Origin of the sequence: Halorubrum lipolyticum DSM 21995, from assembly GCF_000337375.1 — an archaeon.
Taxonomy (GTDB): domain Archaea; phylum Halobacteriota; class Halobacteria; order Halobacteriales; family Haloferacaceae; genus Halorubrum; species Halorubrum lipolyticum.
Window position 1 is genome coordinate 91,537 of sequence record NZ_AOJG01000041.1, and the last position, 21,318, is coordinate 112,854.

Sequence of the window (21,318 nt, forward strand, 5' to 3'; positions counted from 1 at the left end):
TCGGCTCGTCGAGACGAAACGAACACCACGATGACCTCCAGCTCTTCACCGGACGACGCGGATCGGTCCGGCCGGCCGACGGTAGCCAACGTCCGCGGCGGACGTGTAGATTCGCGTGCCAAGCGCGCCGGTTTACACACCAAACCGAACGGGGGGGACGCGGGAGAGGAGACGGGGGTGACGCTCCGCACTCGGCTCTCGCAGCTCCGCGTCGTGTTCGTCGCGCTCGCGGTGCTCCTCTCGTTCGTCGGTGCGGCGGCCGCGGGACCCGCCGCGGCGGCCCTCGAGAGAGGAGACGCGACGGCGACCGGAGGAGGAGACACGACGGCGACCGAAGGAGGCGAGGTGGCCCCGGCGATCGCGACCGACGATGGGGCGGAATCGGACGGCGCCGCCCGACAAGAGATCAGCGGAGCGTTCAGCCGACCGACGTACACCGGGACCGCGGGGGATCCGGTGGAGATCAGGCACGCGATCAGCGCGTCCGGCAACGACAGCGCGTACCTCCTGATCGGTGGGAATCGCCTCACCGATTCCGGCGGAACCGTCGGGTTCGTCGACGTCGTCAAGGCGTCCGGCGGGTCGACGACGATCAACACGCGACTTCTCGGGACGAACGAGAGCGACGTCGACAGCTGCAGCGCCTCCGGCGTCGACTGCGACCTCGAGTTCAAGAACGAGGGCGGCGACGTGATCGCGGAGAACCTCTCGGAGCTGTCCGGGGCGACCGGCGCCGGCGGCCTCGCGCGCCCCCTCGTCCCGCAGCGGTACCGGCTCGCGGTCACGAACGGGACGTTCATCGTCCGTGACTCCGGCGCGGTGGATCCGGTCAAGGTGGCCGCGGAGTCCGACCTCGTGTTACGGGAGCCGACGTTCGACGACGACGCCGAGGTGTTCACGACCGCGGACAGCGAGGTCATCGGCGACGGCGAGGGCGGGACCGAGTCGCTCGGCGCGCTCAGGGAGAACGGGCTCGACCGCGCGGCGGTGACGAAGGGCGACCGCGTCGTGCTCGGCTTCGAATCGACCGGGATCTGGGGAGCGCTCTCGTACTTCGCCGAGCGGCGGTCCGGCGAGTCGATCGAGCCCGGGAGCCAGATCGATCACCGCGTCCTCGCCGACCTCCTCGACGCGGAGGAGGGCGTCTCACTGCGGATCAGACAGACGAATCCCGGGCGAAACGAGCGGAGAGCGGAGTTCGACCTCGCGAACGCCGATCCGGAGGACGTCGCGCTCTATCTCGCCGAGGGGGAGTCGCTCGAACGCGGGGACAGCGATCGGGCGCCCAGTCGGTTCTACCTCGCGATAGACACGAGCGACGGGGGTCCGTTCATCGGCGACCCCGAGCCGGGCGACGAGTTCGCAGTCGAGTTCGCCCTCGAGGGCACCGAGGGCGAGCGGTACGCGTTCCGCGACGGCCAAGAGCCGCCAGCCGCCTTCGAACCGCGTTCAGAGACGGACGACCGAGTGTCAGAGCAGTACCCCTACCACGGGAGCGCGGACGGTCGAGTGAGCGCCGAGGCGTCGTTCAGCGTCCGCGAGCGCTACCTCCGGTACGACCACGTCACCGCCGACGGCGACCTCCTCGTCGAGGCCGGCAACGAGACGGTCACCGGGACGACCTCGATCCTGCCCGTGACGGAGTTGTCGGCGACGATCGTTAGAGACGACGACGAGGGACCGTCGCGGACCGAGTCCGAGTTGGCGATCGACGACGGGAACTTCTCCGTCGACAGCGGACTCGCCGACGCCGCGCCCGGGACGAAGGCGAGCTACCGGCTCTATCGGGGACAGTCGCTCCAGGACAGCCGGTCGATCCTCGTCGTCGACGACGCCGAAGAGCCCGCCCAGTTGCGGCTGGCGAACGGGACGACGACGAACCTCACGGTGACGAGGGGCGAGTCGCTGTCGAACCTCACTGCCGCGGTGCGAAACGTCGGGCAGCTACAGACCCGAGAGCGGTTGTCGCTCGACATCGACGACGGGAGGATCGTCGAGGAACGCCATGTGACCGTCGGGCCGGAGGCCTCGAAAAACGAGACGTTCGCCGAGACGAATGCCGGATTGGAGCCGGACGAGTACCCGTACGAGCTGGCGATCGACGGCCACAGCGTGAACGGAACGCTGACCGTGGAGGCGGACCCGTCAGTGACGCGCGTCGACGAGCCCGGTGACGGTGAGAACGCCTCGGAAGCGGCCAATGGAGCGAGCGGGGAAGACGGAGAAGGCGGGGAAGACGGAGAAGGCGGGGAAGACGAAGAAGGGGGGGCAAATGGACCGGACGGCGACGCCGAGGCGAGCGGCGACGAGTCGGACGGCGGGGACGCGGACGACGGAGAGTCAAACGACGGAGAGTCGGACGACGGAGAGTCAAACGACGGAGAGTCGAACGACGGAGAATCGAACGAGGAGCCGTCGGGGGGCGGTGAGGAAGACGCCCCCGACGACGCGCCGGCGACGGTCCTCCCCTTCGGCATTGGGACGCGGGAGACGTTCGGGGGGACGGTCCTCGTGGGGGCGGCGTACCTCCTCGGGCACTGGGTCTGAGCGCGGTCCGCCTCGCCGGGTCCGGTCTCCCCGCGATCGGTTCTCATCGCTGAGAACCGCGGGGGAGTGGTTAAGTGAACGGTGTCCCCCCTTCCAGGTAACCATGGCAACGCGCGTGCTTATCGCGGACGACTCGGAGTTCATGCGGAACCTGCTCCGAGAGATCCTCGAAGGGGAGTTCGAGATCGTCGGCGAGGCCGAAAACGGCGTGGAGGCGGTCAACATGTACGAGGAACACGGGCCCGACCTCGTGATGATGGACATCGTGATGCCGATCCGGGACGGCATCGAGGCGACGACGGAGATCCTGGAGGAGAACCCGGAAGCGACGGTGATCATGTGCACCAGCGTCGGGCAAGAAGAGAAGATGAAGGCGGCCATCAAGGCCGGCGCCGAGGGGTACATCACGAAGCCGTTCCAGAAGCCGAACGTGCTCGACGCCATCGGATCGGCGGTATAATGCGCGTCGACGTCCGGGCGCTCGGCGCCTGCAACCGGTTGGCTGAGCGGGGCGCCGGGCAGGCCGCCGGCGCGCTCACCGACCTGACGGGCACGGACCTCTCCGTGGAAGTCACGGGCGCCAGCGTCGCCAGCGGCGAGGACCTCGCCGAGGCGTTCGCCGGTCGGGAGTCGATCGGCGTGAGCGTCGGGCTCCGCGGCGGGCTGGAGGGCGAGGCGGTGCTCGCGTTCGACGCGGCCAACGTCGACGCCCTGCTCTCGCTCCTACCGGGCGGGGCGTCGATGGGACGTAGCGCCGTGAGCGAGGTCGGCAACATCGCGCTCGGCGGCTTCCTCGACGGGTGGGCGAACTACCTCGGGACCGCGATCGACATGACGCCGCCCCGGTACTTCGAGGCCGACGGCGCCGCCGTCCTCCCCGACGGGGCGCTCGCCGGCGACGGCGTGTTCCTCTTCGAGAGCCGGCTCGACGCGACGACGACGGACCTCGACTTCTCCATCTACATGCTCCCGGACTCCGGACAGTTCCGCGACCTCGTCGTGGGCAAGACCGCGCCGGCCGCGGCGCCGGGCGCGGAGGGCGGAGCGGGAAACGACGGCGCGGGCAGCACCGCGGTCCCCTACGAGTCGCTGTCGACGTTCGCGTCGCTGGCGAAGCGGGGCTCCGCGAACGCCGCCGACAACATCGCGATGATGACGGGCCTCGAGACGAGCGTCGACGTGAGCCGGCTGCGGTTCGTGCCGCTGGCCGACGTACCCGCCGAGGTCGGCGTCGAGCCCCACGCCGGGACCGTCTTCGAGCTGCAGGGAGAGCCGAGCGGCTACCTCGCGATCCTCTTCGAGGAGGAGTCCGCGGCGAAGATCGCCGCCTCGATGCTCCCGAGCGAGCCGGACGAGCCGCTCGGCGGGATGGCCGAGAACGCGCTCTGCGAGCTCGGCAACGTGATGACGAGCGGGTTCATCGACGGGTGGGCGAACGTGCTCGGCACGTCGATCTCCCACTCGCCCCCGGAGTACGTCCACGACATCGGCTCGGCGGCGATCAGTCCGCTGATCGCCAAGCTGAGCCGGCGGCAGGACTACGGGTTCGTGATCGACGCCGCGATACGGACGGAGGGCGTGCAGGCGCGGTGTGACGTGTACGCGCTCCCAGACGAGCGCGAACTGACGCGGGCGCTCGACCGGCTCTCCGAGTCGTGAGCCACCCGCCGTCGTCCCGTGAGGGGGCCCTCTCCCGGGCTCCCGACGCCGGCCGGATCAAGGTCGGCGTCAGCGAGCTGGCGGTCGCGACCGGCGGAGAGACGCTGACGACGAGCGGTCTCGGCTCGTGCGTCGCCGTTGCGCTCGTCGACCGGTCGACCGGCGTCCGCGGGCTGTTACACGCGATGCTGCCGAACGGCACCGAGACCGATACCGGCATGGAGCGTCCGGGAAAGTACGTCGACACCGGGATCGAGACGCTGATCGCGGAGCTAGAGGCCGCGGGCGCGGCTCCCGACCGACTCGAGGCGCGCGTCGCCGGCGGCGCGGAGATGCTCGATCTCACGGACGCGGTCGGGCCGCGGAACGTCGCGCGCGCCGAGCAGCGCCTCGACGCGGCCGGGGTCCCCGTGATCGAACGCGCGGTCGGCGACGGCGTCGGACGGACCGTCCGGTTCAGGGCCGACGGTCGGCTGGTCGTTCGCGCGGCCGACGGGTTCGAGCGGACCCTTTAACACCGATTCGCACGGGCGACGGCGCGGCGTCGCCGACGTTCCGCCGAACGTGTGTGTTCTCACAGCTGATATTTTGAGGGGTGAATTGAAGTGTGTTCTGAGGGTGGTACACGGTAATGGGCCTCGAACTACCGGTGTGGGGAGCTCCAACGGCCGCATGGATAGTCGCCACGCTGGGGCTCGTCGGTGCGAGCGTCCTCGACAGGTTCCTCGACGATGACGGCTCCGACGACGACGATTCCGGAGGCATGGGCGGTAGCGACGACCCCTTCGGCGGTGGCGGGATGGGCGGTGGCAGCGGCGGCGGGATGGGCGGCGGTGACGACTTCGACGACTTCGACGGGATGGACGAGTGGGACGACGACTTCGACGACGGCGGCGGCGGTGGCGGCGCCAACACCGACGAGCTGGAGAAGCGGCTCGACGACCTGGAGAACGAGGTCGCCTCGCTCTCGTCGACGGTCTCGACCGTCCGCTCGGAGAACGAGGAGATCTCGGCCGCCGTCGACGACATCGAGGAGGACGTGCGGAACCTGCTCGACATCTACGAGATGGTCACCCGCGGAATCAACCCGTTCGTCGACGACTCCAGCGGCTTCGATGGAGTGGACGGCGGCGGCGAGGGGTCGTTCGGCCTCTTCGACGACGACGAGGAGGACGCGGCCGACGACGACAACCTCGACGAAGACGTCGCGAACGCGGACGCCGACGGGTTCTTCGACGACGACCTGCTCGACGACGACTTCGAGGACGACGACGAGTTCGCCGAGCTGGACGAGGAACCGGACGACGAGCACACGGACGACGGCGACTCCGCCGACGCCGCGTCCGAGACCGCGGCGGCGGACGACGGTGACGACATGAACGACGATGGAAAGAGCTTCAGCGAGCTGAAAGAGGAGTACGACGCCGGGGAGGCCGACTGGGCCGACGAGGACGGCGCCGAAACGGAGGCGGACGGGCCCGGAGACGAGGACCCGTTCGACGACGGGAACGACTCGTTCGAGGAGGACCTCGGCGACGAGCCGGACCCGTTCGACGAGGGGGGCGTCGACGCCTTCGACGAGGGGGCGGACTCGTTCGACGATGGCCTCGACGACGACGGCCCGGCGACGAACGGCCACGCGCCCGAGCCGGAACCCGACCGCCCGCGGGGGCAGCAGCCCGGCGGCGACCCCGCCGAGGCGAACGGCGGCGGCTTCGAGTACGTCCAGAAGGACGACCTCTCGGGGACCCGCGGCAAGCCGTACCTGACGGAGCTCCCCGGCGACTACGTCGGGGACCTCCTCGTGATGGAGTGGCTGGAGTTCCTCGTCTCCGAGAGCGACGTGACCGACGCGGTGCGGGCGATCAACTACTACGAGCGCATCGAGTGGGTCGGCCCCGAGGCGGCCGCTCGGCTCCGCGACTTCCTCTCCGGATTCGGCACGATCGACCGCAACCTCGTCGACCGGCCGGGGACCGACGGGCTGGTCCGGGAACACCACACCCGCAGCCTCCGATACGTGACCCAGCTCAACGGGACGAGCGGTCACCTGCTGCTGCTCGACCGCTGGGACGACCTCGCCGGGGGGTCGCTGGTCGGCGGCGGACCGCCGCCGGTCGGTTCCGGCGGACGGGGCGGGCGTGGCGAGCGGAGGGGACGCGAGACCGGTCGGCGCGCGCCGCGGGAGGACCGCGGCGGCGACCGGAGCGGCGACGACGGTCGGCGAACGAACGGACACGCCGATCGCGACGAGCGACTCGAGGGACGCGAGCGCAACGGCGGCTCCCCGCGACCCATGAACGACCCGAACCCGCGTTCCGACCGCGCCGACCCGGCCGACGGAGGGTGGGGAGATGGGCGTTAGCGTCTCCGCGTCGACGGCCATCATCGTCGCGGGGCTGTTCTTCGCGTTCACGACGTTCTACCCCGTCGCGGCCAACGGCTTCGACCGCGTTACCGACGCGCAACACGGGATGAACGAGCGCGCCCTCGAACGCCAGAACACGGCGTTTGCGGTCTCGAACGCGACCTACGACGGGACCGACGAGACGCTGACAGTCACCGCCACCAACGACGGTTCCGTCGGCCTCGTCGCCGGCGACGCGACGCTGCTCGTCGACAACGAGTACGTCGACGTGGGCGGAGCCGACGCGAACACGAGCGTCGACGGCGACGGGGACACCGAGCTGTGGCTCGGCGGTGAGACGCTGACCGTCGAGGTCGCACAGGCCGACACGGACGCGGACATCGGGGACGGCACCCGCGTCGTTCTCGTCGTCGAGTCCGGCGTTCGCGACGCGGCGACCGTCACGGAGGTGAGCGCGTAGATGGCGAGCGTTCCCGTCTCACACCTCATCCTGTTCATCGCGAGCCTCGTGATCGCGGCCGGCGTGGTCGGCACGATCACCACGGGGGTCGACCGCGTGAGCGCGGCGGTCGACGACGCCGGGCTGGACGCGACCGAACAGCTTCGGACCGACGTGACGATCATCTCCGACGCGAACGCGGGGGTGTACAACGCCAGCGGCGACCAGAACGTGACCCTTTTGATAAAGAACACCGGCACCTATCGGCTCGCGCCCGACGGCTCGGGGCTCGACGTCGTCTTCGACGGTCAGTACGTCCCGCCGAGCGCGATCGACGGCGAACTCGTCTCCGCCGACGCGGGCGCGGCGTGGAGTCGCGGCGACGTGTTGCGGCTCACGATCGACGCGGAACAGCTCGACGACACCGGGACCGACGGCCTCGACGACGGCGATCACCGGGTGTACGTCACCGCCAACGGCGACGAGGAGCTGTTCCAGTTCCGCGTGGAGGGAGGCAACTGAGATGCCCCACGACAACCTCCTCTCTCTGGGCCTCGGCGAGCGCGACCGGCTGAACAAGGAGCTCGGCGGGGGGATCCCCCGCGGCAGCATCGTCCTCATGGAGGGCGACTACGGCGCCGGGAAGAGCGCCATCTCCCAGCGGTTCGCCTACGGGCTCGTCGAGGAGGGCGCGTCGGTGACGATGATGTCGACGGAGCTCACCGTGCGCGGGTTCATCGACCAGATGCACTCGCTGGAGTACGACATGGTGAAGCCGCTGTTGAACGAGGAGCTGCTCTTCCTCCACGCCGACTTCGACTCCGGCGGAGCGTTCTCCGACGACGACGGGGAGCGCAAGGAGCTGCTCAAGCGGCTGATGAACGCGGAGGCGATGTGGAACTCCGACGTGGTCTTCCTCGACACCTTCGACGCCATCTTCCGGAACGACCCGACGTTCGAGGCGCTCGTCCGGAAGAACGAGGAGCGACAGGCGGCCCTGGAGATCATCTCCTTCTTCCGCGAGATCATCTCGCAGGGGAAGGTGGTGGTGCTCACCGTCGACCCCTCGGCCGTCGACGACGACGCGATCGGGCCGTTTCGGTCGATCGCCGACGTGTTCCTCCAGCTGGAGATGATCGAGGTCGGCAACGACATCCGCCGACAGATCAACGTGAAGCGCTTCGCGGGCATGGGCGAACAGGTCGGCGACACGATCGGCTTCTCGGTCCGGTCGGGCACCGGGATCGTCATCGAGAGCCGGAGCGTCGCCTGAACAGATGGGCGAACCGACGCACAGCCGTCCCGGTCGCCGGGACGCGACCGATCCGGCAGGAGGCGCGGAGTAGACCATGACCGAACACGGCACAGCGAAACCGTCGGACGAGCTCCGGAAGGCGGCCATGCGGCGGCCGCACCTCCGCGAGCACCTGCGGGAGTTCAAGCAGATCACCGGGGAGTTCCCGCAGTTCATCGAGGAGCCCAAAGACGAGTACGAGTCGAACCGCCCCAACGTCATCTACCCCGTCGGCGGGCCGATCTACAGCCACATCTACGGCGACCTCGGGCAGGACACGAAGTACTACGCCATCGAACCGGAGGTCTCCGGCCCGCAGGCCGAGGTCCTCAACGAGATAAAGAACCGCCTCCTCACGGTGAGCGGCCAGCACAGCGCCCCCGACAGCGAGGCCGAGTACGACGACCTCATCGAGGAGCTGTTAGAGGAGGTCACCCACATCGACGGGCGGAACGAGGGGTTCCGCGGCAGCCTCTCGAAGGTGCTCAACATGGGGAAGCTGTCGGTCACCGAGGAGACCTACGAGAACATCCGCTACCGGCTCAACCGCGACATCGTCGGGCTCGGACCGCTCGAACCAGTGATGCGCGACCCGGCCAACGAGGACATCCACGTCATCGGTCCCAAGGAGTGTCACGTCGATCACGGCACCTTCGGCATGTTGGAGACGACCGTCGACTTCGGGACGCCGCAAGAGTTCGACAACTGGCTGCGCAACATGGGCGAGCGGATCGGCGACCCCCTCTCCGACTCCGACCCCATCGTCGACTCCACGCTCCCGGACGGCTCGCGTATCAACATCATCTACTCCGACGACGTGTCGCTGAAGGGCTCCTCGCTCACGATCCGGCAGGGCGAGGAGGTGCCGCTGTCGATCAACCAGATCACCAACTGGGGGACGCTCTCGCCGCAGCTGGCGGCGTACCTCTGGCTCTGTCTGGAGAACGAGCAGACGGTGTTCGTCGTCGGCGAGACCGCGTCCGGGAAGACGACGACGCTGAACGCCATCCTCTCGTACATCCCCGACGACTCGAAGATATACACCGCGGAGGACACCGCCGAGGTCATCCCGCCGCACAGCACCTGGCAGCAGCTGTTGACCCGCGAGGGCGGCGGCGAGGGCTCCTCCGACGTGGACATGTTCGACCTGGTCGCCGCCGCGCTCCGGTCGCGGCCCGACTACATCATCGTGGGCGAGGTGCGGGGCGCCGAGGGACGCATGGCGTTCCAGGCGGCCCAGACGGGCCACCCCGTCATGCTGACGTTCCACGCGTCCGACATCGTCTCGATGATCCAGCGGTTCACCTCCGAGCCGATCAACGTCCCGGAGACGTTCATGGACAACGCGGACGTGGCGTTGTTCCAGAACCGGGTGAAACAGGGCGATAAGGTGTTGCGCCGGGTGACGAGCGTCCAGGAGATCGAGGGGTACTCCAAGGAGATGGAGGGGGTCGTCACCCGCGAGGTGTTCAGCTGGGACCCCGTCGAAGACGAGATCGTCTTCCAGGGGATGAACAACTCCTACGTGTTAGAAGAGCAGATCGCGACGCTGCTGGGGTACGCCGACACCCGCGACATCTACGACGACCTGGAGTTCCGCGCGGAGCTGATCGAGCGGATGATCCAGGAGGGAATTCTGGGCTACCACGAGGTGAACGACGCGATCAACTCCTTCCAGCGCGACGGCGTCGAGGGGCTCCCCTTCGACATGCACCGGAACGTCAGATAGCCATGGCGGTGAAGGAGGTCGGCGACGGGCTCGCGACCGCCGCGGAGCTGACCTCGGCCGTCATGGAGTCGTACGACAAGCTCGACATCTCGAAGCGGAAGTACGTCGGGCTCGTGTTGATCCCGGCGCTCCTCGTCTTCGCCGCGAGCGTCGTCGGCCTGTTCGTCCTCCCGCTTCCGTTCGCCGCGCGGGTCCCGGTCCCGATGTTCGGCGGGCTCGTGCTGGTCGCGGCGGTGATATACCCGAAGATCTACCTCTCCAGCCTGGAGAACCAGATCGACAACCAGCTCCACCTCGTGATGACGCACATGACCGTGCTGTCGACGACGAACATCGACCGCATGGAGGTGTTCCGAACCCTAGCGAACGAGGAGGAGTACGGCGTCGCCGCCGAGGAGATCCGCCGCGTCGTCCACCTCGTCGACACGTGGAACCAGAGCCTCGACGACGCGTGTCGCCGGCGGGCCGAGGAGGTCCCCTCGGAGGCGATGGCCGACTTCTTCGACCGGCTCGGCTACACGATGGGGGCGGGCCAGTCGTTAGAGGAGTTCCTCGTCTCCGAGCAGGACGTCATGCTCGCGAAGTACGAGACGCTGTACGAGTCCTCGCTGTCGAACCTGGAAGTCATGAAGGACCTGTACATGTCGATGATCCTCTCGATGACGTTCGCGCTGGTCTTCGCGATCGTCCTCCCGATCTTGACCGGGAACGACCCCACCGCGACGGTGGCCGCGGTCATCGTCCTCTTCGTCTTCGTCCAGCTCGGCTTCTACGCGATGATCCGCGCGACCTCGCCGTACGACCCGATCTGGTTCCACCCCGACGAGCGCGCGCCCGGCGATCTGAAGCTGTGGGCGTCGCTCGGGCTCGGCGGCGGGCTCTCCTTTCTCATCATCGGGATCACGGCCGCCGGAATGTTCGGGTACGGCCCGGGACTCCCGGGGCTCCTCTGGTTCCTCGACGACGTGCGGCTCCCGCTGTACCTCGCGGTGCCGATATCGCCCCTCTTCATCACCGGCGTCGTCCTCCGCACCGAGGAGCAGGCGATCACGGCCCGCGACGGCGAGTTTCCCTCCTTCATCCGGGCGCTCGGCGCGACAGAGAGCGCGAAGCAGTCGACGACCACCGACGTGTTGACCACGCTGCGCGACAAGAACTTCGGCGACCTCTCGCCGTCCATCGAGCGGCTCTACCGCCGGCTCAACATGCGTATCAGCACCACGGGCGCGTGGGAGCAGTTCACCTACGACACCCGGTCGTACCTCATCCAGAAGTTCTCCGAGATGTACCTCGTCGGCCGGCAGATGGGCGGCGACCCGAAGATGCTCGGCGAGCTGATCTCGAAGAACATGAACGCCGTGAACCAGCTCCGCGAGCAGCGCCGGCAGGCGGCGATGACCTTCATCGGCCTGCTGTACGGGATCACGGCGGCGGCGACGTTCGCCTTTTTCATCGGGTTAGAGATCGTCGCGATCCTCGCGGACCTGACGGCCGACTTCGAGCTCGACCAGATGGACATCGGTCAGATCGTCTACCCCGGCGCGTACGACATCCCGCTGATCGAGTACCTGCTGCTCACGGTCGTCCTTTTTAACGCGGCCCTCTCCTCGCAGATGATCCGCCGGATCGACGGCGGCAACCCCGCGAACGGGTACATCCACTTCGTGCTGTTGACGTGGCTCGGTGCGGCGACCGCGATCGCGACGCGGACGCTGGTCAACGCGATCCTGACGATCTAGTTGACGGCCTTGGAGAGTTCGGCGCCCGCTTTGAATTTGACCACGTTCTTCGCCGCGATCTGGATCTCTTTTCCGGTCTGTGGGTTTCGTCCGGTTCGGGCAGACCGCTTCGAGATGCTGAACGTGCCGAACCCCCCGTTCTCGTCCTCTGTACCACCCAACGACAGCCGATCACCCTTCTTCAGGGCCTTTGTCGTCGCGTTGGTGAACGCCTCGAGCGCCCGCTTCACGTCGTTCTCCGATACCCCCTCGTGCGAGTCGCGTCCCATTTCACTCGCGATGTACTCCGCGTCGATCACCACGTCGGCGTCCCGGTACTTGGCGCTGGCCTCGTCACCCTTTCCGGGGTTGAGATCGAGGGCGGCCGCGAATTCCGGGCAGGCGCCGAACGTCACCGGTGAGTCGTCTACAGGGCCGTTTCGGGACCTCGGATTTCGCCCCGTCCGGGCGGAGCGCTTCGAGATACTGAACGACCCGAATCCGACCAGTACGGCGCTGTCGCCCCTCTTCAAGGCGTTCGTCGTCGCGTCGGTGAACACCTCGAGCGCCCGCTTCGCATCTGACTTGCTCAGTCCGGATTCGCTCGCCATCGACTCGATCAGTTCCGCTTTGTTCATCGCCACCGCCTGGCCGGTCGTCGTCAACAGGGCCAGTCCGAGGGACGTCGAGAGGATAGCACCCCTCCGCAGTACGGTCCGCCGCGAGAGCTCGAGTTGGGACATGATATCTTTACTCACGGTGCTATATCGATTGGTTAATATATAAATTTAGTGTTAATTTCACCTTCAATATATGTTCTCGTGAGATGGTCTTGATTAAAAACGGATCCCGACCGCGAGGGGGTTGGAACGCGTCTCTTGGTGCGGATAGGAACGGAGCTGCGGCGCATCCCCCGTGCCTACCCTTCGAACAGCGTCGGCTCGGGGACCTCCTCGTCGGCCGCGTCGCGCCACGACCGGCTCGGTCCCCACCCGAACAGCCGCTCGGCCTTCTCGATCGCGTAGGCGGTCCGGTCGTCGCCCTCGGCGAGCGCGCTCCCGTCGACAGCGCAGTCGTCGGTGATCTCGCCGTACGACTCGCGCAGGAGGTCGAGCAGGGGGCGACCGAGCGCGTTGTCGGCGGCGACGCAGTTGACCGCCTCGTGAGTCCCGGGCGCTACGGCCGGGTCCGGCCCCGCCGTTCCCGCGAGCGCGTCGACGACGAGGTCGGCGACGTCGCGGGCGTCGACGTACGACCAGAAGTTACCGGCGCCCGCGTCCAGATCGTCGACGTAGCCGTCGGTCCGGCAGGCGTACGCGCCGGGGTACTGGATCCACGAGGGGCGGATCGAGACCGCCGATACGCCCTCGCGGCGGGCGATCGCGCCCGCGGCCGCCTCCGCGGTCACCTTCGAGAGGCCGTACGGGTCCTCCGGCCGGAGCGGGTGGTCCTCGGTGATCGGGAGCTCGTCGGGGAGCGGCGTCGGATCGGCGAAAAAGAAGCCGTAGGCGCCGTCGCTGGAGGCCTGGACGATCCGAGCGTCGGCGCGGCCGGCGGCGTCGAGGACGTTTTTCGCGGCGTGAACGTTCGTCTCGAACACCCGACCGTCGGGGTGGGTGCCGGCGACGGGGATCGCGGCCCAGTGGACGACGGCGTCGGGGTCGACGGCGGCCACCGTGTCGAGCGCCTCGCCGCGGTCGGCGAGGTCGGCCGCGCGGAACGAGACGTGCGGCGCCGGGTCGGCGTCCGGACCGGGGCGTTCGTAGTCGGCGACGACGACCTCGTAGTCGCCCGCGAGCCGGTCGACGACCCAGCGCCCGGAGGCGCCGCGGCCGCCGGTGACGAGGACGGTCTCCATGCGTGCGAGTCGGCGCGACGAGGCAAAAGCGCACCGTCGTCGGGCGATCCCCCGCTCCCGGCAGCCTTTAATCGCGCGAGCGGTAAAATACGGGTATGGAATGGAAGACCGACTGGGGACTCCGTGGACGGATGGCGTTCACGATGTTCCTCCTCTTCGCCCTCTACGTCGTGTTCGTCGGCGCGCTGACCGTGTATTTCGGCGACTTCCTGTTCCCGCTGATCATGCTCGGCGGGTTCGCGATCGCCCAGTACTTCTTCAGCGACAAGCTCGCCCTGCGGAGCATGGGCGCCCGCGAGGTGAGCGCCGAGGAGTACCCCGACCTCCACCGCCGGGTCGAGCGCCTGAGCCAGCAGGCCGACCTCCCGAAGCCGACGGTCGCCGTCGCCGACACGCAGGTGCCGAACGCGTTCGCGACCGGCCGGAACAAGAAGAACGCGACCGTCGCCGTGACCACGGGACTGCTCCGGGCGCTCGACGACGACGAGCTCGACGGCGTGCTCGCTCACGAGCTCGCACACGTGAAGAACCGCGACGTGATGGTGATGACCATCGCGTCGTTCCTCTCGACTATCGCCTTCTTCATCGTGCGGTGGGGGTGGCTGTTCAGCGGCGACAACCGGCAGGGCGCGCCCGTCATCGTCGCGATCCTCGTCTCCATCGTCGTGTGGGTGATCTCGTTCCTGCTCATCCGCGCGCTCTCGCGGTACCGCGAGTACTCCGCCGACCGCGGCGCCGCGCTGATCACGGGGAAGCCCGGCGCGCTCGCGTCCGCGCTGATGACGATCGACGGCCGGATGGACCGCGTGCCGAAGGAGGACCTCCGCGAGGAGGCGGAGATGAACGCGTTCTTCATCATCCCGATCAAGGCGGGGTTCGTCGGCAGGATCGCCTCGACGCACCCGTCGACGGAGAACCGGATCGAGCGGCTCCGCGACCTGGAGCGCGAGATGGAGACGGCCTGAGAACGAAGACGAAAACGAACCCGACTCCCGGAACCGCACCGCGGCGCTGCGATTGAGTCCGCTTTTTGCCGCCGACTTCGCGACCGCTACGCCGTCCTCTCGGCAGCGTCGTCGACCAGCTCTTCGGCGACAGTCCCGGGACCAAGTAGGCCCGGGTCGATCGCGAGGTCAGCGACGCCGGCGACGAACTGCGGGAGGGACCGGTCGGCGTACGTCACCGCGAGCACGTCCGGGTTCAGCTCCTTGGCGATCGGGATGCCGGTCGCCTCCTCCACGTCGGTGAGGACGAAGTAGGCGGCCTCGTCGATCCCGGCTTCGGAGAGCGCGTCGGCGGTGACGAGCCCCTCGATCCGGCGGATCTCGACGCCGAGCGCTTCGAGCTCCTCGCCGAGCCCGTGCTCGTCGGGGCCTGCGACGACGGCGATAGGCTGGTCCGCCATCACTCGTACTCGATCGTCGCGGGCGGCTTGTGAGTCACGTCGTAGACGACGCGTGCCACGTCCTCGTTCTCGCCCGTGATCCGGCTCTGGATGCGCTGGAGCGTGCTCCAGTCGAGCTCCTGCGCCCGGGCGGTCATCCCGTCGCGACTCTCGACCGAGCGCACGGCGACGACCCAGCCGTGCACGCGGTTGTCGCCTTTCACCCCGGTGGCCTTCCCGAGGACGGCGGCGAACGCCTGCCACGGGTCGTACTCCTCGAGTTCCTCCTCGACGACGTGCGTCGCCTCGCGGGCGACGGCGGCCTTGTCGGGGGTGACCTCGCCGACGATCCGGACGGCGAGCCCGGGGCCGGGGAACGGCATGCGCTCGGAGATGACCTCCTCGAGCCCGAGCGCGCGGGCGACCTCGCGCACCTCGTCCTTGTAGAGGTCGCGGACGGGCTCGACGATCCCCTCGAAGTCGACGACCTCGGGGAGCCCGCCGACGTTGTGGTGCGACTTGATGTTCCCCTCCGACTCGATGCGGTCGGGGTAGATCGTCCCCTGCACGAGGTAGTCGGCGCCCACGTCGCGCGCGACCGTCTCGAACTCGTCGATGAACCCCTCGCCGATGACGTGGCGCTTCTCCTCGGGGTCAGTGACGCCGGCGAGCCGGTCGAAGAAGCGCTCCTGCGCCTCGATCACCCGCAGCGACTCCATGAAGGAGAAGGTGTCTCGGATCTCCGCGGTCTCCCCCTTCCGCATCAGCCCCGTGTCGACGTAGACGGGAGTGAGCTGGTCGCCGACCGCCTCGTACGCGAGCGTCGCCGCGACCGAGGAGTCGACGCCGCCGGACAAGGCGATCACCGCGTTCGCGTCGCCGATCGCCTCCCGGATCTCCGCTTTCGCCTCCGCGATGAATGCCTCCGTCTCGACCATCTATAGCCTCACGTCCGCGTTCCGCTCGGTTGTGTCCGTCGATCCCAGCGCCGCCTCGACGAGGGCGACGAACGGCGGGCTCGCCCGGTCCGGCCGCGACCGGAACTCGGGGTGCGCCTGCGTGCCGAAGAAGAACGGGTGGTCCGGCCGCTCTAAGATCTCCATCCGGTTGTCGGCGCGCCCGGAGAAGACGAGGCCGTCGGCCTCCAGCTCGTCGATGTACTCGGGGTTCACCTCGTAGCGGTGGCGGTGGCGCTCCGTACAGGAGTCGGCGTCGTACACCCGCGCCGCCAGCGTGCCGGGCTCGATGTCGGTCTCGTGTGCGCCGAGCCGCATCGTCCCGCCCATGTCCTCGGTCTCGTACTGGTCGGGGAGCAGATCGATGACGGGGTGAGGGGTGTCGGGGTCGATCTCGGCGGAGTGGGCGTCCTCGAGCCCGAGCACGTCGCGCGCGTGCTCGACGACCGCCATCTGGAAGCCGAGACAGAGCCCGAGGAAGGGCACGTCGTTCTCTCGGGCGTAGCGGACCGCCTCGATCTTCCCGTCCGTGCCGCGGGAGCCGAACCCGCCGGGGACGACCACCGCGTCCGCCTCGGCGAGCCGCTGTTCGTGGCGGTCCGTGGTCTCGTCGGCGTCGACCCACAGCACGTTCACCTCTGTCTCGGTCTGGATCCCGGCGTGTTTCAGCGCCTCGTGGATCGACATGTAGGCGTCTTCGAGGGCGTACTTGCCCACGAGCGCCACGTCGATCTCCTCCTCTCGGTCGCGGGTGACCAGCTCGCGCCACTCCGTCGACCGCTCCGCCTTCGGGAGGGCCTCGTCGGCGAGGCCGAGCCGCTCCATCACGTGCTCGTCTAACCCCTCGTCTTCGACCATCAGCGGGACGTGGTAGATGTCCTCCACGTCGGGGTTCGAGAAGACGGCGTCCGTGGGGACGTCGCAGAATAAGGCGATCTTCTCTTTCGTCTCCGGGTCCAGCCGGTCCTCGGAGCGGCCGACCAGGATGTCGGGCTGGAGCCCGATCGACCGCAGCTCCTTCACCGAGTGCTGGGTCGGCTTCGTCTTCTGCTCGCCGTTCTTCGAGTAGGGGACCAGGGTGACGTGGGTGAAGAGGATGTCCTCGTCGTCCTCCTCGTGGGCGAACTGGCGGAGCGCCTCCAGGAAGGGCATCGACTCGATGTCGCCGACCGTCCCGCCGATCTCGATCAGGCAGACGTCGGAGCCCTCGGCGGCCTCCCGGATGCGCCGCTTGATGTCGTCGGTGACGTGCGGGATGATCTGGACGGTCTTGCCGAGGTAGTCGCCGGCGCGTTCGCGCTCGATGACGTGCTGGTAGGTCTTCCCCGTGGTGACGTTGTGGTCGAACGTCATGTCGGTGCCGAGGAAGCGCTCGTAGTTGCCCAGGTCGAGGTCGACCTCGCCGCCGTCCTTGAGGACGTACACCTCGCCGTGCTCGTAGGGGTTCATCGTCCCGGCGTCGACGTTGAGGTAGGGATCGACTTTTACGGCGGTGACGTCGAAGCCCGCGTTCGCGAGGAGACGCCCGGTGCTGGCGGCGGTGATGCCCTTGCCCAGCCCGGACATCACCCCGCCCGTGACGAACACGAACTTCCGACCCAGCGAGGGGTCGTACCCGGTGTCGGGATCCGTTGGCATATCGACCGTCCGTCAGGGGCCGGCAAAACCGTTTCGGACCCTGCGTTTCGGGTGGACGTTCGTGACGTTCCGGGGGCGAACGCGCGGATCGGCGGCGGGCTCGGTGGAGGCGCGAGCGACGGCGGGGACGACACCGGAGCGAAAGCTACTCACGGGATCCGGACGCACGTCCCGGCCGTCCTATGAACTGGTCCCCGATCCCTCCCGCGGTCGCGGCCGTCGCCGCGGCCGCGATCAGCGTCGCGCATCGCATCGCGCCAATCGTCTTGGAGTCGGCCATCGACATCCCCGGGCCAGGCGCGCTCACGCTGTACGCCCTCGGCGGGCGTACCGTCTCGTTCGCCCTCGTCTACGGACTGCTCCTCGGCGCCGCATATCTGGTGGGCCGTCGCGGCGGCGACACGATCGACGCGGGCGCGACGACGCTGGCCACCGGCGTCGTCGGCGCGGTCGTGTACCTCGTCGGGTCCGCCGCGGTGCTGCTGTGGACCGGTCCCGAGCAGGATTGGGTCGTCGCCGCCGGCACGCTCGGATCCGCGGTCGGCGTCGGCGTCGAACTGGCGGTCGTCGCGTTCGCCGGACTCGCGCTGGGTCGATGGGGTATAAATGGGTGATTGCGGAGTGGTGACCGTCTTCAGCGGCCTCGTTGGTCGCTTATAAATGGCGAACAACGGACCGATGGGGAGCACCCCCAAAGCCCCAGTCACGACGGCTCGCGACTGCCTCTTTGAGTCCCACCCCGCACCGCACAGCACCGCACCTCACGCCTCCCCAGCCTCGCGGTTCGCGCTCTTCGAGCGCTCACCGCGTCCAGCGAGGGACCGAAGGTCCCTCTGGCAGCCGGCGCTCCGCGCCGGCGACCTCGCACGGGCTCCTCGTGGGCCGGTGGCCCACTCGGAGGCGCGCGCCACCGGATCCGGCGGCGTGACCTCGCGGTCGAGGGAACCGATCCCGATCGCATTTATAAATAACCGTCGCTGGGCGAGTTCGAGTGAAGTGTTGCGAGGGAAGAGCGCTCCGAGAGCGTCTTCCGCATCACGGGGGTGGACCCCGGCGATGCGAGGGGAGGGATTTGAACCNTTGCGAGGGAAGAGCGCTCCGAGAGCGTCTTCCGCATCACGGGGGTGGACCCCGGCGATGCGAGGGGAGGGATTTGAACCACGGTCGCGCCAGAGGCGCTCCCTGATTCAAATTCTCCCCCCTGGTGTGCATTCGCGCGTTGTGGACGCGCTCATGCGAGGGGAGGGATTTGAACCCACGGACCACCGCGAGACGCTCCGGCTCGCTCTGCTCGCCGGCTGCGACTCGCATGCTCTCGTTCGCTCGCGGTGCTCGCTCACGAGAACTCTACAGGAGCGGATCTTGAGTCCGCCGCCGTTTCCGGGCTTGGGGAGCTGTACTCGGTGTTGCTACTCCCGATAATTGGTTTGTGAATTTTTGCGAGGGAAGAGCGCTCCGAGAGCGTCTTCCGCATCACGGGGGTGGACCCCGGCGATGCGAGGGGAGGGATTTGAACCNTTGCGAGGGAAGAGCGCTCCGAGAGCGTCTTCCGCATCACGGGGGTGGACCCCGGCGATGCGAGGGGAGGGATTTGAACCCACGGACCTCTACAGGAGCGGATCTTGAGTCCGCCGCCGTTTCCGGGCTTGGCTACCCTCGCACGCGGCCCTGAGTTCGACACCGCACCCCTTTACGTCGTCGGTTCCGCGCCGACGAGCCGTGCCTCGAACCCGCCGTCGGCCGACTCGCCGATTTCGACCGTCCAACCGTGCGCGGCCGCGACACGCTCGACGATGGCGAGTCCGATCCCCGTGCCGCCGCCGTTCGAGACGCCGAACTCGGTCGCCGCGTCGCGCTCGTCGGCGTCGAGTCCCGAGCCGTCGTCGGCGACGTAGACCCCGCGGTCGTCGACGCCGACCCGGACCGCGGGCGCGTCGCCGGCGTGGTCGAACGCGTTCCCGATCAGGTTTCCGAGCGCCCGCCGGAGCAGGTCGCGGTCGGCCGCGACCGACCCGGCCTCCTCGACAGTGAGCGTCGCGCCCGCCGGCGGGTCGCCGAAGTCGCCCGACTCCCAGCAGTCGGTCGCGAGCGCCCCGAGGTCGACCGGTCCGCGATCGACCTCGATCGTCTCGGGGTCTCTGGCCATCACGAGCGCCTCGTCGATCAGCGTCTCGATCCGGTCGAGCGCGTCCTCCGCGGGGTCGAGCCGGTCGAGGTCCCCCGTGTCGCGGGCCAGCGTCAGGTACCCGCGCGCGACGGAGAGCGGGTTCTTGAGGTCGTGCGAGAGGAACCCCGCGAGTCGTTCGAGCCGCTCGTTGAGGCGCTCCAGTTCGCGCTCGCGCTCGACCCGATCGGTGATGTCGCGGATGACCCCGACCGCGCCGACGACGTCGCCGTCGCGTTCGATCGGCGTCAGTCGCGTCTCGGTGGTCACGTCGCTGCCGTCGCCGAGCGTCGTCGTGAGCTGGACCCGCTCGTCGTCCGCCTCGCCGGCGAGGACGCGTTCGACCGCCTCGCGGTAGCGCTCGCCCGTGTCGGCGTTCCAGTACCCCTCCGCGACGACGCGCTCGGGGTGCTCTCCGAGAAGGACGTCGTCTGAGAACCCCGTCACGTCCCGGAGCCGGTCGTTGACGAACACGCGGTTCCGGTCGGGGTCGAGGACGTACGCGCCGTCGCCGAGCGCGGCGACGACCGACTCGGCGTGCGCCGCCGGATCGGAGCCCTCGTCGCGGTTCATACGTCGTCTTCGCACCCCCGCGTGACGTGTTTTGCGGGTCGGTCGCGGGGCCGGGACGAGGGCGGAAATCGGGTCACAGCGCGATCATCCCGACGCCGACGACCGCGAGGAGGGCGGCGACGAGCCGGACCCGGAAGTAGCGCTCGCCGAGGACGATCCCGCCGAGCATGACGGCGACGATGGCCTGCGTGTTGATCACCGGGGAGGCGACGCTCGCGGGCAGCGCCGCGAACGCGACCGTGGTCAGGTGTTCGCCGAGCGCGACCAGGGCGCCGCCGGCGACGAACTTCGGCGCGTCGCTGCGCGTCACGGTCGGTGGATTCCGGATCGCGGCGGGCAACAGGACGAGCCCGGCGCCCGTGAGCAGCAGCGGCACCCACAGCGTCCCGGGAATCGCGAGCTCCTGGAGCGCCACCCGCTTCCCGAGGTCGGCGACGGCGTAACACGCCGCGCTCACCAGGGCGAGCTGGGCGGGCCGCGAGTGAACGGCGCTGACCAGCGGCGCGAGCAGGCTCCCGGGCTCGTAGTTCGCGACGTACACCGCGGCGGTGGCGACGACGACGCCGGCCACCTGTATCGGCGCGAGCACCTCCCCGAGCAGCAGGACCTCGAGCGGGAGCACGAACATCGGGACGACCTTGTTGATCGGGGTCACGTACGAGACGTCGCCGCTCTCGATCGCTCGGAGGAAGAGGACGAACGCGGCCGCGGTCGCCACCGCGGTCACGGCGACGACGGCGACGGCGGCGGGGTCCACGCCGGCCGCCGCCCGGACGACGCCACCGGTTCCGTCGGGAGAGAGGTCGTTCGTGGCGAGGGTGACGGGGAGGAACCACGCGATCGCCGAGGCGTTGATCAGCACCGTGAGCCCGGCGGGCGGGTACCCCGAGAACGAGCGCTTGAGCACGAAGATGTAGACCCCCCAGACGATCGCGGCGCCGATCGCGGAGAGGAGACCGGCGTCCATTGACCGACCCGACGATCGGTGGGG

At 68.7% G+C, this 21,318-nt stretch carries 19 protein-coding genes and 1 tRNA gene; 12 read left to right on the forward strand and 8 right to left on the reverse strand.

Going from position 1 to position 21,318, the window contains the following annotated elements:
* Positions 1–30: 30 nt before the first annotated feature.
* From C469_RS15075 to flaJ, 10 genes are all read left to right on the forward strand, one after another.
* On the forward strand, positions 31–2,547 hold the full coding sequence (locus tag C469_RS15075; RefSeq protein WP_147587328.1) for a BGTF surface domain-containing protein: 2,517 nt from the start codon (positions 31–33) through the stop codon (positions 2,545–2,547).
* Between the two features lie 103 nt (positions 2,548–2,650).
* The gene (gene cheY / locus C469_RS15080) at positions 2,651–3,007 is read left to right on the forward strand and encodes a chemotaxis protein CheY (RefSeq protein ID WP_008008138.1); all 357 of its coding nucleotides are present in this window, start codon (positions 2,651–2,653) and stop codon (positions 3,005–3,007) included.
* Positions 3,007–4,206 carry a chemotaxis protein CheC gene (locus tag C469_RS15085; RefSeq protein ID WP_008008146.1) on the forward strand — a complete coding sequence of 400 codons (1,200 nt, stop codon included), beginning with the start codon at positions 3,007–3,009 and terminating at the stop codon, positions 4,204–4,206. Before cheY ends, C469_RS15085 begins: the two co-directional genes overlap by 1 nt.
* A complete protein-coding gene (locus C469_RS15090) occupies positions 4,203–4,721 on the forward strand; it encodes a chemotaxis protein CheD (RefSeq protein WP_008008148.1) in 519 nt (172 codons plus the stop codon). The genes C469_RS15085 and C469_RS15090 overlap by 4 nt, the downstream gene beginning before the upstream one ends.
* A 116-nt stretch (positions 4,722–4,837) precedes the next feature.
* Entirely contained in the window at positions 4,838–6,571 is a 1,734-nt protein-coding gene (locus C469_RS15095; protein ID WP_008008150.1) for a FlaD/FlaE family flagellar protein, read from the forward strand.
* Positions 6,561–7,034: a flagellin gene (locus C469_RS15100; RefSeq protein WP_008008152.1), complete on the forward strand. Its 474-nt coding sequence runs from the start codon at positions 6,561–6,563 to the stop codon at positions 7,032–7,034. The genes C469_RS15095 and C469_RS15100 overlap by 11 nt, the downstream gene beginning before the upstream one ends.
* Entirely contained in the window at positions 7,035–7,535 is a 501-nt protein-coding gene (locus C469_RS15105) for a flagellin (protein WP_008008154.1), read from the forward strand.
* A 1-nt stretch (position 7,536) separates the two neighbouring features.
* The gene (locus C469_RS15110; RefSeq protein WP_008008156.1) at positions 7,537–8,286 is read left to right on the forward strand and encodes an ATPase domain-containing protein; all 750 of its coding nucleotides are present in this window, start codon (positions 7,537–7,539) and stop codon (positions 8,284–8,286) included.
* A 76-nt stretch (positions 8,287–8,362) separates the two neighbouring features.
* Positions 8,363–10,036, forward strand: coding sequence for a type II/IV secretion system ATPase subunit (locus C469_RS15115; RefSeq protein ID WP_008008158.1), 1,674 nt, complete (start codon positions 8,363–8,365; stop codon positions 10,034–10,036).
* 2 nt (positions 10,037–10,038) lie between these two features.
* On the forward strand, positions 10,039–11,775 hold the full coding sequence (gene flaJ, locus C469_RS15120; RefSeq protein ID WP_008008160.1) for an archaellar assembly protein FlaJ: 1,737 nt from the start codon (positions 10,039–10,041) through the stop codon (positions 11,773–11,775).
* Here flaJ and C469_RS17790 read toward each other — a convergent pair.
* Together C469_RS17790 and C469_RS15130 are read right to left on the reverse strand one after the other, a co-directional pair.
* On the reverse strand, positions 11,772–12,419 hold the full coding sequence (locus tag C469_RS17790; RefSeq protein WP_275039729.1) for an HU family DNA-binding protein: 648 nt from the start codon (positions 12,417–12,419) through the stop codon (positions 11,772–11,774). The genes flaJ and C469_RS17790 overlap by 4 nt on opposite strands.
* A gap of 254 nt (positions 12,420–12,673) precedes the next feature.
* Positions 12,674–13,612, reverse strand: coding sequence for an NAD-dependent epimerase/dehydratase family protein (locus C469_RS15130; protein WP_008008163.1), 939 nt, complete (start codon positions 13,610–13,612; stop codon positions 12,674–12,676).
* A 95-nt stretch (positions 13,613–13,707) separates the two neighbouring features.
* Here C469_RS15130 and htpX point away from each other — a divergent pair, with 95 nt between their 5' ends.
* Complete coding sequence (htpX, locus tag C469_RS15135) at positions 13,708–14,577, forward strand: zinc metalloprotease HtpX (protein ID WP_008008165.1); 870 nt, start codon at positions 13,708–13,710, stop codon at positions 14,575–14,577.
* 86 nt (positions 14,578–14,663) lie between these two features.
* Here htpX and C469_RS15140 read toward each other — a convergent pair whose 3' ends face one another.
* From C469_RS15140 to C469_RS15150, 3 genes are read right to left on the reverse strand one after another with little or no spacing between them, the layout of a single operon-like run.
* Entirely contained in the window at positions 14,664–15,017 is a 354-nt protein-coding gene (locus tag C469_RS15140) for a DUF7126 family protein (RefSeq protein ID WP_008008166.1), read from the reverse strand.
* Complete coding sequence (gene guaA, locus C469_RS15145; protein ID WP_008008167.1) at positions 15,017–15,934, reverse strand: glutamine-hydrolyzing GMP synthase; 918 nt, start codon at positions 15,932–15,934, stop codon at positions 15,017–15,019. The genes C469_RS15140 and guaA overlap by 1 nt, the downstream gene beginning before the upstream one ends.
* Entirely contained in the window at positions 15,935–17,590 is a 1,656-nt protein-coding gene (locus tag C469_RS15150; protein WP_008008168.1) for a CTP synthase, read from the reverse strand.
* Positions 17,591–17,772: 182 nt separating this feature from the next.
* Between C469_RS15150 and C469_RS15155 the strand changes: the two genes are divergently transcribed.
* A complete protein-coding gene (locus C469_RS15155) occupies positions 17,773–18,204 on the forward strand; it encodes a hypothetical protein (RefSeq protein WP_008008169.1) in 432 nt (143 codons plus the stop codon).
* A gap of 962 nt (positions 18,205–19,166) precedes the next feature.
* Here the strand turns inward: C469_RS15155 and C469_RS15160 are convergent.
* The 3 genes from C469_RS15160 to C469_RS15170 form a co-directional block, all read right to left on the reverse strand.
* Positions 19,167–19,250: transfer RNA gene (locus C469_RS15160), tRNA-Leu, on the reverse strand.
* 30 nt (positions 19,251–19,280) lie between these two features.
* Positions 19,281–20,327, reverse strand: coding sequence for a PAS domain-containing sensor histidine kinase (locus tag C469_RS15165; RefSeq protein ID WP_008008170.1), 1,047 nt, complete (start codon positions 20,325–20,327; stop codon positions 19,281–19,283).
* A gap of 73 nt (positions 20,328–20,400) precedes the next feature.
* The gene (locus C469_RS15170) at positions 20,401–21,294 is read right to left on the reverse strand and encodes an EamA family transporter (protein WP_008008177.1); all 894 of its coding nucleotides are present in this window, start codon (positions 21,292–21,294) and stop codon (positions 20,401–20,403) included.
* Between the last annotated feature and the right edge of the window lie 24 nt (positions 21,295–21,318).

Bases quoted from the DNA above. Each gene is read 5' to 3' on its own strand.
- C469_RS15075 (WP_147587328.1), top strand. From the start codon at position 31: ATGACCTCCAGCTCTTCACCGGACGACGCGGATCGGTCCGGCCGGCCG.
- cheY (WP_008008138.1), top strand. From the start codon at position 2,651: ATGGCAACGCGCGTGCTTATCGCGGACGACTCGGAGTTCATGCGGAAC.
- C469_RS15085 (WP_008008146.1), top strand. From the start codon at position 3,007: ATGCGCGTCGACGTCCGGGCGCTCGGCGCCTGCAACCGGTTGGCTGAG.
- C469_RS15095 (WP_008008150.1), top strand. From the start codon at position 4,838: ATGGGCCTCGAACTACCGGTGTGGGGAGCTCCAACGGCCGCATGGATA.
- C469_RS15100 (WP_008008152.1), top strand. From the start codon at position 6,561: ATGGGCGTTAGCGTCTCCGCGTCGACGGCCATCATCGTCGCGGGGCTG.
- C469_RS15105 (WP_008008154.1), top strand. From the start codon at position 7,035: ATGGCGAGCGTTCCCGTCTCACACCTCATCCTGTTCATCGCGAGCCTC.
- C469_RS15110 (WP_008008156.1), top strand. From the start codon at position 7,537: ATGCCCCACGACAACCTCCTCTCTCTGGGCCTCGGCGAGCGCGACCGG.
- C469_RS15115 (WP_008008158.1), top strand. From the start codon at position 8,363: ATGACCGAACACGGCACAGCGAAACCGTCGGACGAGCTCCGGAAGGCG.
- flaJ (WP_008008160.1), top strand. From the start codon at position 10,039: ATGGCGGTGAAGGAGGTCGGCGACGGGCTCGCGACCGCCGCGGAGCTG.
- C469_RS15130 (WP_008008163.1), bottom strand. From the start codon at position 13,612: ATGGAGACCGTCCTCGTCACCGGCGGCCGCGGCGCCTCCGGGCGCTGG.
- htpX (WP_008008165.1), top strand. From the start codon at position 13,708: ATGGAATGGAAGACCGACTGGGGACTCCGTGGACGGATGGCGTTCACG.
- C469_RS15140 (WP_008008166.1), bottom strand. From the start codon at position 15,017: ATGGCGGACCAGCCTATCGCCGTCGTCGCAGGCCCCGACGAGCACGGG.
- guaA (WP_008008167.1), bottom strand. From the start codon at position 15,934: ATGGTCGAGACGGAGGCATTCATCGCGGAGGCGAAAGCGGAGATCCGG.
- C469_RS15150 (WP_008008168.1), bottom strand. From the start codon at position 17,590: ATGCCAACGGATCCCGACACCGGGTACGACCCCTCGCTGGGTCGGAAG.
- C469_RS15155 (WP_008008169.1), top strand. From the start codon at position 17,773: ATGAACTGGTCCCCGATCCCTCCCGCGGTCGCGGCCGTCGCCGCGGCC.
- C469_RS15165 (WP_008008170.1), bottom strand. From the start codon at position 20,327: ATGAACCGCGACGAGGGCTCCGATCCGGCGGCGCACGCCGAGTCGGTC.
- C469_RS15170 (WP_008008177.1), bottom strand. From the start codon at position 21,294: ATGGACGCCGGTCTCCTCTCCGCGATCGGCGCCGCGATCGTCTGGGGG.